Origin of the sequence: Dyadobacter sp. NIV53 (genome assembly GCF_019711195.1) — a bacterium.
GTDB lineage: Bacteria > Bacteroidota > Bacteroidia > Cytophagales > Spirosomataceae > Dyadobacter.
Genome location: NZ_CP081299.1, coordinates 2,589,997 through 2,604,413 on the forward strand (window position 1 = coordinate 2,589,997; position 14,417 = coordinate 2,604,413).

Annotated in this window: 7 protein-coding genes; all 7 read right to left on the reverse strand. The window is 40.4% G+C overall.

Translation table 11 applies throughout. From position 1 onward, the window contains the following. Window positions 1–125 precede the first annotated feature (125 nt). The 7 genes from KZC02_RS10380 to KZC02_RS10410 all read right to left on the reverse strand — a co-directional run bounded on the left by KZC02_RS10380 (window position 126) and on the right by KZC02_RS10410 (window position 14,388). A complete protein-coding gene (locus tag KZC02_RS10380; RefSeq protein ID WP_221394045.1) occupies window positions 126–2,507 on the reverse strand; it encodes an ABC transporter permease in 2,382 nt (793 codons plus the stop codon). A gap of 156 nt (window positions 2,508–2,663) precedes the next feature. After that, entirely contained in the window at window positions 2,664–5,054 is a 2,391-nt protein-coding gene (locus tag KZC02_RS10385) for an ABC transporter permease (RefSeq protein ID WP_221394046.1), read from the reverse strand. 130 nt (window positions 5,055–5,184) lie between these two features. Then, window positions 5,185–7,569: an ABC transporter permease gene (locus KZC02_RS10390; protein ID WP_221394047.1), complete on the reverse strand. Its 2,385-nt coding sequence runs from the start codon at window positions 7,567–7,569 to the stop codon at window positions 5,185–5,187. Between the two features lie 320 nt (window positions 7,570–7,889). Continuing rightward, window positions 7,890–10,298 carry an ABC transporter permease gene (locus KZC02_RS10395; protein WP_221394048.1) on the reverse strand — a complete coding sequence of 803 codons (2,409 nt, stop codon included), beginning with the start codon at window positions 10,296–10,298 and terminating at the stop codon, window positions 7,890–7,892. 201 nt (window positions 10,299–10,499) lie between these two features. After that, complete coding sequence (locus tag KZC02_RS10400) at window positions 10,500–12,878, reverse strand: ABC transporter permease (protein WP_221394049.1); 2,379 nt, start codon at window positions 12,876–12,878, stop codon at window positions 10,500–10,502. Window positions 12,879–12,978: 100 nt separating this feature from the next. After that, window positions 12,979–13,557 carry a hypothetical protein gene (locus KZC02_RS10405; RefSeq protein WP_221394050.1) on the reverse strand — a complete coding sequence of 193 codons (579 nt, stop codon included), beginning with the start codon at window positions 13,555–13,557 and terminating at the stop codon, window positions 12,979–12,981. 153 nt (window positions 13,558–13,710) lie between these two features. Continuing rightward, window positions 13,711–14,388: an ABC transporter ATP-binding protein gene (locus KZC02_RS10410; protein WP_221394051.1), complete on the reverse strand. Its 678-nt coding sequence runs from the start codon at window positions 14,386–14,388 to the stop codon at window positions 13,711–13,713. Between the last annotated feature and the right edge of the window lie 29 nt (window positions 14,389–14,417).

A 14,417-nucleotide genomic window follows, 5' to 3' on the forward strand; every position in this document is an offset into this window, starting at 1 on the left:
ACAAAATAATTAACTTTTCAACCCAAATAATGTAATAATAATTCAATTTTCATAATACAAAAATATTTTTTTTTGAGAGCCCACATTGTAAGAGTAAACCTAAATCCGACAGCCAAGCTGAAAGTCTACTCATTCCTCAAACTCTTTACCGGATCCATCAAAGCCGTTCTGATACTCTGAATACTCACCGTCAAAACAGTAAGAATCAGTGCTGCGAATCCGACAAGTGCGAAAATATGCCATTCAACGGTAATATGATATTCGAAACTTGACAGGTAATTAATCATAAAACTGTACCCAACCGGAACACCGATCACAATCGAAATCAATACCAATACAATAAAATCTCTCGACAATAAAATGGCGATTCCCGAAACACTGGCACCCAATACTTTACGAATACCAACCTCTTTCGTACGCTGATTTCCTGTCAGGGTAATAAGCCCAAAAATCCCGGCCAATGCGATAATTACCGAAAGCGTCGTTACGAAATTGAGCATTTTCCAGATGCCATCCAGATGATTGTACTGGCGGCTGATTTCATCGGACAGGTAAAAATATTTGAATGGCTTTTTGGAAGGAATCTTTTTCATTTTCGCTTCCAGATCAGCCAATACACTTTGTGCCTGATTGATATTATTAAACTTCATTGTGAGATAACTGTTCAGTCCGGCCGTTCCTTCGTACCAATGCAGAAGCGGTTCAATTTTCTCTTTAAGATCCTGGTAATGAAAGTCCTTCATTACACCTACAATGGTATAAACTTCGGGGTTATTTTTCTGCCTGAGACGTTTTCCAACAGCCGTTTTCCATCCTAACGCCTTCATGGCAGACTCGTTAATCACCACATGTTTGTATGTATGATTTTTATCCAATTCATCTGAAAAATCACGTCCTTCCAGCATTTTGATTCCAAATGTTTCTGCATATTTCGAACCTGTACCCACATGTTTGAACCTGACTTCTTTATCCGTTTCGCCTTCGGCCATGTAGGCATTGTAATTACTCCAGTATTTGGTTGGAACAACACCCGAAGTAGCAATGCTTTTGATTTTGGAATTCTGATTCAACTCATCCAGAATCGGCTTAAACTGGCTCATTGCTGACTCTTCATCTTTGTATTGCCTATCAGCCTGAACCACAACGACACCCGTTTTATCAAAACCAAGATTTGCTTCCCGCATAAAACTGATCTGTTTTCGAACGGTAATGGCACCAATTACAAGACCAAAGGAAATGACAAACTGTATCACAATCAACGTTCCCCGCCTCCATCCGCCGGATTGTGGTTTGTTGGTTAATTTCCCTTTTATCGTGTCCCTAATATCAAGCTTGTTCAGATAAAGAGCCGGGTAAGTTCCTGCAATAATGGCTATTAAAGTGATGACTCCAACGAGCGTCAGAATCGTGACATAATCCTGTTCCCAACTGATTACCAGCTGCATTCTTTCTTTACGAAATTCATTGAAACGTGGAACCAGATAGGAAGCGCCAAACACAACCGAAACGAAAAGTGATGCAACCAAAACGATCCCCGATTCAGTCCAGAATTGTATCAGAATTTGTTTTAGAGTTGATCCTGTAACCTTGCGAACTGCCACTTCTTTTGCCCTCGTGAAGGAAATAGCCGTATTCAAATTGATCAAATTAATACTGATAATCAATATTATAAAACTGGCGATAGCAATTGATCCGTAAATCAGCCATTTGAAACCCGGATTTTCGTAATGGATATATTCTGTTAATGGCGCTATCCGGATTTGCCTGTCTTTCACCTCATCGCTGAAATGTGTTTTTGCAAAAGCGGGAAATTTCGCTTCCAGTTTTGGAACATCCGCGTCCTTTTTCAATTTGAGATAAACCCGTGCAAATGTGTTATACCAATCCGCATTTTCAGCAAAATTCTTGTTTGCCTCCAGATTGGCAATTGGCACCAAGACTTCAAACTGAATAGAGGAATTCTGTGGAACCGCATCCAAAACGCCCGTAACTGTGAAACTGATCGTATCATTAATGGTAACCGTTTCACCGACCGGGTTTTCAGTCCCAAAAAGTGCTTTCGCAATATCCTGATTCAACAGTATTGATTCCCGCTTCTTTAAAGCAGTTTTGGCATCACCATATTTTAATTTGAAAGAAAAAACATCAAAAAAAGTAGTGTCCACATACTTCGTATCTCCCTGAATATCTTTGCCTTTATAATTAATCCAGACGTTATTCCAACCCTGCACATGGGTTCCTGTTTCAATTTCAGGAAAAGTTTTTACAAGCTGGTCTAAAATCGGATACACCGTCTGGTTATAACGTCCGTCTTTCCCTTCCGTCTGGACAAAATATATCTGATCATTGTCCTTATGAAAGGAATCAAACGTAATTCCGCGCTGTGTAAAAAGGATCAAAACGCCTGCACTCGCCAATCCCAGCGAAAGTCCAAGCAAATTGATAGCCGTAAACATCCGGTTTTTCCAGAGGCTACGAAAGGCGATTTTTAGGTAGTTCCGAAACATAAAGGTTAAAAGGTTAAAGGGTTAAAGGTCAACGCTGGGCAGCCGGTGCCGTTAAAAGGTTAACGTCGGAAATTACCGTCAGTTCTACATGATTAACTGTCTCGAAGCTAACGCTCGTTAACCTTTTAACCTTTAACCTTTTAACTCCATTTTTTTTCACTCGCTTCGCAACGTTTTCACCGGATTCATCAGCGCGGCTTTTATGCTTTGGTAACTGATTGTAAATAAGGCAACAAAGACGGCACAAATTCCGGCGATGGCGAAAATGATCCAGTTTAATTCGATTTTATATTCAAAACCTTTCAGCCATTCGCTCATAAAATAATAGCCGATTGGTGAGGCTACGACAATTGAAATTACCACCAAAGTGATGAAATCAGTGGAAAGTAGGGTCACAATTGCTCCCACCGACGCGCCTAATACTTTGCGGATCCCGATTTCTTTGATCCGTCTTTCAGCTGTGAAAGTTGCCAGTCCGAATAATCCAAGACAGGAAATCAGGACAGCAATGATTGTGAAAGTGTTAAATAAGGAAGCTGTGCGTTCTTCACTTTTATAAAGTCTGTTGTAGGTGTCGTCCAGGAATTTATAATCCAGCGCATAATTCGGGATCATTTCGTTCCAAACTTTTTCTACCGCCTTTATTGCCTCTGCTTCTTTTCCAGGCTGCGCTTTCACGTACAATCCCCCGCTCCACGACAAATCATTGAATAACACTAGCGGCTGGATTTTTTCTCTAAGACTTTTGAAATGAAAATCTTTAACGATACCAATTACAACACCTTTATGACCTTGAAAATCAAATCTTTGTCCAACAACTGGTTTAGGCAAATTAAGTTTTTTGACAGCCGCTTCATTTAATATCACATTACTCCGGTCCGCGATACTGTTGGCTTTAAACCACCTGCCCTCTTTTATTTTCAGATTAAACATTTTCTGAAAATTATCTTCAACTGCAATTTGGGAAACCGTCGGATTAAAATCTTTTGGACGACCATTCCAATCGTAAGAGCCTGTGGTACTACTGTTAACCTGAACAATGCTTTGGCTCGCAATAGTTACATCAGCAATACTTGACTCATTCAATAACCTACCTTTCAATGTAGCTGCTTCGACTTTCGGTTTCAATGTCCATGGAACATGGAAAGTAAACGTATGCGCACGATCATAACCCAGCTCTTTTTCCCTAATAAATTTCATCTGCCGATACACAACCAAAGTAGATATCAGAAAAACCACTGTAACTGTAAACTGAACCACAACCAGTCCTTTGCGGAAACCTCCATTCGTAGATCCGAGAATATTGTTTCCTCTCAAAATATCAAACGGTTTGAAGGAAGAAAGTAGCAGCGACGGATAAACACCGGTCAGCAAAATGGCCGTAACAGTGGTTCCAATTAAAACATACCACAAGGACAGGTTTGCCAGTGAAAATGTGAAAGCCTTGCCAGTAAGGGAGTTAAAGGCCGGAATTAACAGGTAGATCGAACACAATGCGAGAACAAAAGCCGTAAGACAAGTCAACACGGATTCAGTCATGAACTGTCCGAAAAGATGAGAACTTTTCGCGCCTAACAGCTTTTTCACACCCACTTCTTTTGATCTGACACTTGCCCGTGCTGTTGTCAGATTTACATAATTGATACAGGCTACCAACAATATAACCAAAGCCAGTCCGAAGAATACATAGACTGTACGCTTGTCTCCCTTATCCTGACTTGCTCCCTGAATTGCATTATTAAAATGAATATTGGTCAATGGTTCTGCCTCCAAAACGGTGTCCGTCGAAGGTTTGTCATCATCACCTTTTTTGAAGTTCGAGATGATGGACGTCAGCTTTTTACCTACTTTTTTTCGATCGGCATCTTGTCTTAAAACAACAAACGTTTCGTAATTGAACTGATTCCAGCTATTGTCATTTTCAAACGTTTTAGGATTTGCCCAAAAAGCTGCCAACGGAATAATGAAGTCGTATTGAAAACTGGAATTCGGAGGATTGTTTTTGTAAACGGCCGAAACTGTATAGTCCAAAGTATCGATTCTGATAATTTGTCCTACAACATTTGACTTATTAAAGAGCTGCATTGCCTTCGATTCCGTCATGGCAATATTCCGCACACCGGACGCAAATTCGGCAGCAGATCCATCTACAAATTGATAATCAAATATCTGAAACCAATTTGAATCGGCATAAATCGCATTCTCTCCGTTTATTTTACGGTCACCAATTTTTAAAGACAAACTGCCCACATTGTTCTCACGCGTCACCGCCTCCACTTCGGGAAGTTTTTTCAACTCCGCCGCCAGCAATAACGGCGTACTTGCCCAATGCCATGTTTCTTCCTTGCTTACCTGCAAATGCGTAATAATGCGGCTAATGCGCTCTGATTTAGAATGATAAGCATCGAAACTAATCTCATTTTGAACCCACAACAAAATAAACACAGCCGCCACCATGCCACCGGTAAGGCCAACGATATTCAATGCCGTGAATAATCTGGAACTCAAAAGATTCCGAAAGGCGATTTTGATGTGGTTTTTTAGCATGAAGAAAATTGGGTTAACGGTTAAAAGGTCAAAAGGTTAACGGCTAATTCACTTACAATTAACTGGTTCGAGCAAGAACATCGACTCATAAGCTCGTTAACCTTTTGACCGTTAACCGTTAACCCAAAAATTATTCGCTTCGCAAGCTCTTCACCGGATCCAACATTGCTGTTTTAACACTTTGATAGCCAACGGTTATTAAAGCTACTGAAATCGCGAGGATTGCGGAAACGGCGAAGTACCACCAGGATATTTCTATCCGGTACGGGAAATCCTGTAACCAGATATTTACAGCATAATAAGATATCGGTAAGGCGATTATAATGGCGATTAGTACCAATTTTACAAAATCTGTTGACAACAAAGCCGCGATACTTGCTACCGAAGCACCCAATACTTTTCGAATGCCAATTTCCTTCACCCGCGTTTCTGCGTTGAAAGTTGCCAGTCCGAACAGGCCAATACAGGAAACAAAAATGGAAAGCATAGCGGCAAGCGTGATCATCTGCTTCCATTTGGCTTCGGATTCGTATCGTTTTAAATTCGATTCATCTTCAAATTTGTATTCAAAGGGAAGGAACGGTATATGTTTGCGAAAGACACTTTCCACCGTTTTTACCGTTTGCGGAATGTTGGCTACATTTAGTTTTAGATAAATGGCGCCTAATCCGTATTTGGGATCTTCGGTAAGAAGAAGTGGCTTGATCTCTTCTTTTAGCGAGGCATAATGATAATCTCTGATGACACCGATCACCGTCATTTTCTTTTGTTTCCAGAAAAAATCGATCTCTTTCCCAATCGGATCTTTCCAGCCCGCTTCCTTTACAAATGCTTCGTTTACAACAACAGAATTCTCGGGGTCAGATGGAAAATCCTTCGAAAAATTTCTGCCTTTAACGACCGGAATTTCCATCGTATTCAGGAAATTATCGTCAACTCCGATGTATCCGAAACTGATTTCTTTTTCCCCAATTTTGGCACCCGTTCCATTGTAATTCCCATTAAAAGAAGCTACTTTTTCAATTCCTGCAATACCTTTCAAGTCCTGAATAATGCTTTCCCTGGCCTTTTCGCCAGATCCGCCGCGCCCCATAGAAAACATCATTAGCCGCTTATCATTGTAACCTAAGTCCTTGTTTGTCAAATATTTGAATTGCGAGTAAATCACAATGGTACCAATTACAAGACAAACTGACAATGCAAATTGAAATACTACAAGACCTTTGGTAAGGTAATTTTTCTGGGTGAGTTTAGTCCGGTTGTAAAGCGTTTGTGCCGGACTGAATCCTGATAAAACCATTGCAGGGTAAAAACCTGCTATCAGACCTGTAAGAAAAAACAAAACAATATAGCCGGCCACCAGATTGAAATCCAGAAGATAGGAAAGAGCTAATTGTTTATTCGCCAGATCATTGAAAGTGGGTAAAACAAATAGCGTTAATACAATAGCAAATGTGAAGGCAATGAATGAAAGCAAAAACGATTCTCCCAGGAATTGGATAGTAAGCTGTTTCCGCTGACTTCCAACCACTTTACGGATACCAATTTCTTTGGCACGTTTCAAAGACCGCGCAACGGTCAGATTTACGAAATTAATGCATGCAATGAGCAGGATAAAAATAGCGATTCCAGAAAGAATGTAAGAATAAATCGGGCTGCTGGCGTGTGCTAAGCCATTTCTCAAATCGCCATTCTCATCATCAAGATGTATGTCCAGAAACGGTTTGAGATGAAAGGTGATTTTTTGGTTAAAGTCTTTGATTTTACTGATTTCCTCTGCTGATTGAGCCGCAAAAACCTTATTCATTTTTGGTACAACCGCCTGATAATTCGCCTTATCATGGAGTAAAACGAAAGTATTCATGTAAAATCCAAGCCATTCCTTGTCGGTCCATCCTCTGGCTTCCTGGAACGCAAAGGGTACAACGGCTTCAAATTGAACGGACGAATTCTGCGGACAGTTTTTCGCTACGCCTGACACCACAAACGGCTCAAAGTTATCGCCGATTTTGAGCTCTAACATTTTCCCAACTGCTTCCTTAGTACCAAAATACTTCTCAGCCATTTTTTCAGAAAGCACAATGGATTGCACATCGGACAATACCGTTTCAGGATTACCGGATAGCAAAGGCATTGAAAAAACAGTGAAGAAATTGTTGTCCGCAAAAAGTACATTCTCATTGATCAAATCGTTGCCTTTTTTTACCACGAACGAGTTACTCTGCGCACGAACAACTTCCTTGATTTCCGGAATTCCCTGCTTAAAAGAAGGTCCGTGAATGGCATTGGTACTACCGATAGTCCGGCTGCCTTCGTGATCCTTCATCGTCACATCGATCCGGTAAAGATCATGTTTATGCTCCTGAAACTGGTCAAAACTGACTTCGTCTTTGGTATATAACACAATGAGCATGCAGCAAGTAAGACCTAGCGACAACCCGGCAATATTAATAACCGAGAAAACCTTGTTTCTGGTCAGGTTACGGACGGCGATTTTTAGGTAGTTTTTTAACATGGCGATTTAAGGGAAAAGGGTTAAAAGGTGAAGGGTCAAAAGGTTAACGGACTAATACTAAAGCTCAGCTCTAATTATTATGCATTTTGCGGTTTCAAAGTTTCCCACCGCTGTTTGTATCCTCACAATCAGCTATATTCTTCGCCGAAAAATCGCTTGAAGAACCATATCTTACTACATCACTCATAAATCCCCGCCGCTGTTAGTGCCCTCACAAATAGCTTTTGCCTCATCCAAAATTCGTTTATGACGAATCAAGACGAAGGCGTTATTCTCACGTTACACCCCTTAACCTTTTCGCCGTTAACCTTTAACCCTCTTCACTCACTCCGCAACGACCTAACAGGATTCATCAAAGCTGCTTTTATAGATTGAAAACTGACAGTAAAAAGTGCAATTCCCACAGCCAGAATACCAGACAAACCAAAAACCCATAAAGAAATATCAATCCTGTAAGCATAATCCTGTAACCACTTATCCATCACAAACCAGGCTATTGGTGCTGCTATTAAAAAAGCCACCAGTACCAGTTTAATAAAATCTTTGGACAACAAATGTACTATTTCCGATATGCTGGCACCCAACACTTTGCGAACACCAATTTCTTTAACACGCTGTTCTACAGAGAATGACGCAAGGCCAAATAAACCCAGACAGGAAATAAAAATGGCAAGGCCAGCTAAAGCACCCACAATTTCGCTTACTGTATTATCAGCACGATATAATTCTGCAAAATGATCATCCAGGAATTCATATTCAAAATCTTCATTAGGAGCAATACTTTTCCACGTCGACTGAATATTTGCAATCGCTTGTTTTGCCTTTGAACTATTAATCCTGACAGACATTTCATTATAACTCCAATCCTTTTGATTAAGAATACACAGAGTTTCAATTTTATGGTGAAGGGAATTAAAATTGAAGTCCTTGGAAATACCCACAATTACACCCGCGGAATCCATTCCTCCGAAACCGAAGTTCTTTCCAATTAAAAAATCAAATGATTTTCCCGGCGTTTCTTTCAGCAATTCTTTGGCCAGGGTTTCATTAACAATATAAGCCTTTCCGTTATCAGCATCTCCCTCTTTTACAAAATCCCTTCCTGCTACAAGAGGTATTTTGTAAAGGCTGAGATAATCAGGATCAACGACAATCTGAGATGAGGTCATTTCCCTTACCGGCCCATCGCCATGAAATCTTACACCAGTCTGATGTAAATTATTTCCCAGCTTTTGCCGTGAGCCAGTTACTGCTTTAACAGGTGATTTACTTAATAATTCAGCTTTAATAGCCTGGTAATTTTTTTGTGATTCCACACTCAAAGGAATTGTAATGACTTGTTCCTTATCAAATCCAATATTTGCCTTCTGCATATATTTAAGCTGTCGCACAGTTAATACCGTTGCGATTATCAGAAAAATGGCTGCTGAAAACTGGCCAACAACCAGTATATTCCGGAATGACAATTTTCTCTTTCCATTTTTCATTGCCCCTTTTAATACCACCGATGCATTAAATGAAGAAAGATATGCAGCAGGATAAAGGCCTGAAATAATACCAACCAGAAGCGTTCCGGCAAGTAGCGACAGCAGTAATACAGGATTTGTGAAAACTGAAAATTCCAGTTCGCGCTGGCTCAGTTCATTCACATAGGATAGTAACAATTTCACGAACAGAATAGCCAGGACCAGTGAAAAGAAACAGAGCATAACTGATTCACCCAAAAACTGCATTCCCAACTGAAACCGGCCGGAACCGCTTGCTTTTCTTATACCGATCTCTTTTGCCCTGCCTGCCGAACGCGCGGTAGATAGATTCATAAAATTGACACAGGCAATAAGCAATACAATCAGCGCAACGATTGAAAAAGTATAAGTGTAACTTTTGTCAAACTTTTGAAAATTCTGGTAGTCATGCGTAATATTCATAGAATTAGCATGCACCTCTTTTAAAGGCTGAAGGAATAATTCATAGAATTTCCAGTTACCGTTTTTCATATTTCGTTTAAGAAACGCAGGAAACTGTTTCTCAAGTGAGACTAAATTGGCATTTTTAGATAATTCCAGATAAGTTATCAACCAGTTCCCTCCCCAGTTATTCATCAGATCAGGCTTAGCGAAAGTATTTAAGGAGAATAAACCATCAAATTGCAAATGTGAGGTTTTGGGAGTGTTTGCCAGGATGCCGGTCACCGTAAAATGGGTAGTATCCCCACCATAAATCGTAATAATTCTTCCCAGCGCTTCCGCACTTCCAAATATTTTTTGAGCATTTTCCTCCGTAAGAACTACGCTGTTAGGCTTTTGCAAAACGAGATTCCGGTCGCCTTTCAATAACTCGTAATCAAAGAGCTGTAAGAAGGTAGAGTCCACATAGAAAGCATTCTGCAGGGTTAATTTCTTTTCATTATGCCAGACTTTAACCTTACCCATTGTACTGATCCGGGTAAAGTTTAAAATTTCAGGATAATCTTTTTTCAAAGTAGGACCCATTGGATACATGGATAAAGCTACGTTTTGCGGCTTAACCATACCTTCATACTTTTGAACTTCATTGAGCCGGAAAATATTCCTGCTATGAATATTATCAAAGCTTTTTTCATAATAAACAAAAAGCATAATAACAATACAGGCTGCCATCCCGGTAGCTAAACCCAGTATATTCAGAAGAGAATATCCCTTGTGCTTCCACAAGTTCCGCCAGGCGATTTTTAGATAGTTTCGTAGCATGATTTTTGGATTTGGGTCAAAAGGTCAAGGCCGGGCGGCCGGTGCCGTCAAAAGGTTAATTGACAATCACCCGGGATTACTACTGAACCTGCTTTTCATTTTCAATACCTTTGCAAGTTTGAAATGCCTTAACCTTTTAACCTTTTAACCTTTTAACCTTTTAACCTTTTAACCTTTTAACCTTTTAACCTTTTAACCCCCTTACTCCGTTTTTAAACTCGTCACCGGATTCATCAGCGCAGCTTTCACCGCTTTAAAACTGATAGTAAACAATGCAATACCGATTGTGATGCTTGCGGAAAGGGCGAAGATCCACCAGTGCATGGGCGTTCGGTATGAAAAGTTTTGCAGCCAGTTATTCATCGTAAAATAACCTAATGGCATGGCAATGCAGGTCGCGAGCAGAACCGGTTTTAGGAGTTCTTTTGAAAGCAAAACCACAATATTTTGCGTAGAAGAACCAAGAACTTTTCTCACGCCAATTTCCTTTGTCCGCTTTGTGGCTGTAAAAGACGCAAGGCCGAATAAACCTAAGCACGCGATGAAAATGGCTAATCCCGCAAATATGCTCAATGTGGTTTGCTGGCGAATGTCTGTTTTGTAGAGTTCGTCAAACTTTTGATCTAAAAAGCTGTATTCAAATGGATAGGAAGGAGCAACTTTGCTATACACGCCTTTTATTGCTTCCACGGCAGACTGAATATTGCCCGACTTTAATTTCACAACAACCACGCGGTTATCTTCTCCCGGCGAAATCACCAGCGCATCCATTTTTTCTTTTAAAGACAAAAAGTTAAAATCTTCTACAACACCGACAATCTTTCTCTTTTTGGAATCCTGAACCGTATTTTGAACCCACTTTCCTATGGCCTGTTCGGGAGTAAATCCAAGTGATTTGGCGGCTGTGCGGTTCACAATGGCCGCCTCGGTTGTGTCTGTCGAAAATTGGGATGAAAAATCCCGTCCGGCAATGAATTTTAGTCCAAGCGTTTTGGCATATTCAAAATCTGAAAACGCAACCCTGGTTTTCCAGACTCTATCGTTCTGGCCTTCTGCTTTTAATGTATGCATATCAAAAAAGCCACCCGGCTCACCAGACATCAATGAAACAGAAGCCACGCTATTCAATCTCTCCAATTCTTTTTTGAAGGTGTTTTTAGCATTGTAAATATCATTATTGATCGGTATCACAAGTGTATGTTCCTGATCATAGCCGAGTTCCATGTTTTTCACAAAATTCATCTGGCTCATGATAATGATCGTACCAATGATCAAAAAAACTGAAATACTAAACTGAACGACCACTAAGGATTGCCTGAAAAATGATCCTCCTTTTCCCAGTTTCAGTTTACCTTTTAATGCTTGAATGGGTGTAAAACCAGAAAGAAAAAGCGCCGGATAACTACCTGCCAGAAACCCTACGAGAATAACAACGCCCAGGAGAAAACCATATAATGCTGGTGAATTCCATGAAACGGTCAGGCTGTATCCAAGCAACTGGTTGTATAGAGGCATCAAAAATTGAAGTAGTGCCAAAGAAAGTGCACAAGCGATGAGTGTCAGCAACAGAGATTCACCGATGAATTGCCAAACCAGGTGATTCCGCAACGCCCCCATTACTTTGCGCAATCCCACTTCTTTTGATCGTTCAACTGCACGTATTGTACTCAGATTCATGAAGTTGATACAGGCAATGAGCAGAATAAGCGCTGCGATAGAAAGGAAAATATAAACCACTTTCTTATCGCCGTGTTTGACATTATCGAACGCCGAATGCTCTTCGAAATATACGTTGGACAAAGGAGTCAGCGAAAGGCCGACTTTCATCCCAAAACGAGCCATATCCTTACCCATGTATTTATCCATGAATTGCGGAAAACTCTTTTCCAGCTTCGCCTCGTTTGCATGTCCATCGAGCAAAACATACGTAAAAAAGTTATTGTTGATCCAAACTTTTATCCAGTCTTCCTGTTCGTAATGGGTGATCGGGATTAGCAGATCAAAGTCAAGGTGTGAATTGGAAGGAATGTCTTTTGAAATTCCGGTAACGGTGAGTTTTCTGTTTTTATCAAGCTCAATAATTTTCCCGATCGGATCCTGATCTCCAAAATACTTTTTAGCCGTCGTTTCTGAAAGTACCACACTTTCAGGGTCTTTCAATACCGTGGCGGCATTACCACGAATGAGCGGGAATGAAAACAAAGTAAAAAAATCTGTATCCGTTACGTACAATTTCTTTTCATTGAATGAATTATTCCCCAAAGTAACCAGTCCATTTGTCGCCATTACACGAACAGCCTGCTTCACCGTACCGGCATAGTCGTTCAACAAAGCCGGAGCATAAGGTCCTGAAAGATACGGCACAGACAATTTTGTCCCATTCATATCAAAATCGCGCATGACACGATAGATATCTTTTCTCTTTCCATGAAAATTGTCCACACTGAACTCATTCATGATAAATAGAAAAATCATCATACAACAGGTAATCCCGATCGTAAGACCAAGAATGTTTATGGATGAAAAAACCTTGTCCTTAACAAGATTCCGCCAGGCGATTTTAAAGTAATTTTTTAGCATTTTTTAGTTGTTGACTATTGGCTTTTAGCAATCAGCCGACACGGCAGACCAGTTCCAGCCTGATGAGAAGAAGCACAAATAATTTACGGATTGTCAATATCTATTGAATAGAATTTGCGGGAAGAGCTATTTCCCTTTCAAAATCCTTTATGATATTGTCACGTTGTTTTGCTGATTTTTGACTGACATCAACAGTTTTCTCGAAGATAAACTCTTCACCATTTTTTGTAAACTGATAACGCATAAACAGTTCACCGGTCTCCGAATTATACAGGATCTCTTTGGCTAATGGTTTGTTATGATCAGCAGTATTAATATGTTCGCTTTCATCTTCCCAAACCATATTCGGTGCATTATTCTCAGTTCTACCGGCAGAAAAATGAACCGGAGGTTTCGGAGCCTGAGGCGCCTGCGGAGGACGTGGCGGGGATGGCGTATTAATTTTTTCCAGGCCAAGAGAATCAAGGACACGATCGGTAAGATCGTTCCGTTCTTCTTTGTTCAGATCAGCGACTGAAAATGTATGATCGTAGTCGATTCTTTTGCCATCCACAGTTCCATGAACGCTGATCGAAAGTGTCTTTCCATCATCGTCAATACTTCTGCTTAGGTCCATTTTTTTCTGAGCAAAAGCCAGTGCAGATACACCGGCTAATAAAACGGTTAATACTTTTTTCATGGCTGGTATATTTAGCTTCTGGCTAATAGCTGATAGCCAGGGTAGAATTTGACTATAACTTTGCTTTTTAATTTCACTTTTTTTAAGTCATTAAATAAAATGAAATCTACGCAACAGTTTAGCTAACAGCTAACAGCCATTAGCTAAAAGTTACTACACGTGTATTTTTTCAGTTACGATTTTGCCATCAAACAAATTCACAATTCGGTGAGCAAAACCAGCATCGTATGGTGAGTGGGTTACCATTAAAATCGTAGTTCCAGCATTATTTAGCTGGCTCAGCAAACTCATTACTTCTTCTCCATTTTTAGAGTCAAGATTACCAGTAGGCTCATCCGCCAGTATTGTTTTCGGATTGGCAACAACGGCTCTTGCAATGGCGGTACGCTGCTGCTGTCCACCCGATAACTGCTGGGGAAAGTGATTGCGGCGGTGCATCATATTCATGCGGTCAAGGGCTGCTTCTACTTTTTGCTTACGTTCGGCAGGTGGGGTTTTAAGATAAAGCAAAGGAAGTTCCACGTTTTCATAAACCGTAAGTTCATCGATCAGGTTGAAGCTTTGGAATACAAATCCAATGTTTCCTTTCCGAATCTGAGCACGCTGGCGTTCCGACATTTTAGCCACTTCTGTACCATAGAATTCGTAAGAACCTTCACTTGGATTATCCAGTAATCCCAGGATATTCAGGAGTGTGGATTTACCACAACCGGAAGGCCCCATGATGGCTACAAATTCACCGTCCTTGATATCCATATCAATTCCGTTCAGGGCAGTAGTCTCAACTTCCTCCGTAGAGAAAACCTTATGCATGTTACTAATTTTGATCATTTGGGTAGTATATTATTTCTTTTGGCTGT

Coding starts and splice junctions, on each gene's coding strand:
- KZC02_RS10380 (WP_221394045.1), bottom strand. CDS start 2,507: ATGTTTCGGAACTACCTAAAAATCGCCTTTCGTAGCCTCTGGAAAAAC.
- KZC02_RS10385 (WP_221394046.1), bottom strand. CDS start 5,054: ATGCTAAAAAACCACATCAAAATCGCCTTTCGGAATCTTTTGAGTTCC.
- KZC02_RS10390 (WP_221394047.1), bottom strand. CDS start 7,569: ATGTTAAAAAACTACCTAAAAATCGCCGTCCGTAACCTGACCAGAAAC.
- KZC02_RS10395 (WP_221394048.1), bottom strand. CDS start 10,298: ATGCTACGAAACTATCTAAAAATCGCCTGGCGGAACTTGTGGAAGCAC.
- KZC02_RS10400 (WP_221394049.1), bottom strand. CDS start 12,878: ATGCTAAAAAATTACTTTAAAATCGCCTGGCGGAATCTTGTTAAGGAC.
- KZC02_RS10405 (WP_221394050.1), bottom strand. CDS start 13,557: ATGAAAAAAGTATTAACCGTTTTATTAGCCGGTGTATCTGCACTGGCT.
- KZC02_RS10410 (WP_221394051.1), bottom strand. CDS start 14,388: ATGATCAAAATTAGTAACATGCATAAGGTTTTCTCTACGGAGGAAGTT.